The sequence below is a fragment of the Pantoea sp. GbtcB22 genome, assembly GCF_019091025.1.
In the GTDB taxonomy this organism is placed as follows: domain Bacteria; phylum Pseudomonadota; class Gammaproteobacteria; order Enterobacterales; family Enterobacteriaceae; genus Pantoea; species Pantoea leporis.
The window spans coordinates 1-263 of sequence record NZ_JAGXKB010000315.1 but is presented as its reverse complement, the minus strand read 5'-3'; the positions used below and the strand labels follow the sequence as shown (position 1 = coordinate 263).

At 51.7% G+C, this 263-nt stretch carries 1 protein-coding gene; it reads right to left on the bottom strand.

Annotation, left to right across the window (positions count from 1 at the left end; translation table 11 throughout):
* The coding region (locus tag KVT28_RS25370; RefSeq protein ID WP_217550958.1) for a substrate-binding domain-containing protein at positions 1 to 263 on the bottom strand (263 nt) is incomplete at both ends.

The window sequence follows — 263 nt, the reverse complement described above, 5'->3', positions numbered from 1 at the left end:
CACGCCATCAATCGAACCGGTCAGGATATCTTTGCCTGCCTTGAGGCCAGCTTCTTTAATCGCCTGGATCGCACCGATCGCCATATCATCGTTATGCGCGTAAACCATGCAGATGTTCTTGCCGTTGTTTTCCGCCTTGTTAAAGCTCTCCATCACCTCTTTACCTTTACTGCGGGTAAAGTCACCGGACTGCGAGCGAATCACTTTGTTATTGTCGTGGCCGGCGATGGCTTCGGGGAAGCCTTTCTTACGGTCAATCGCCA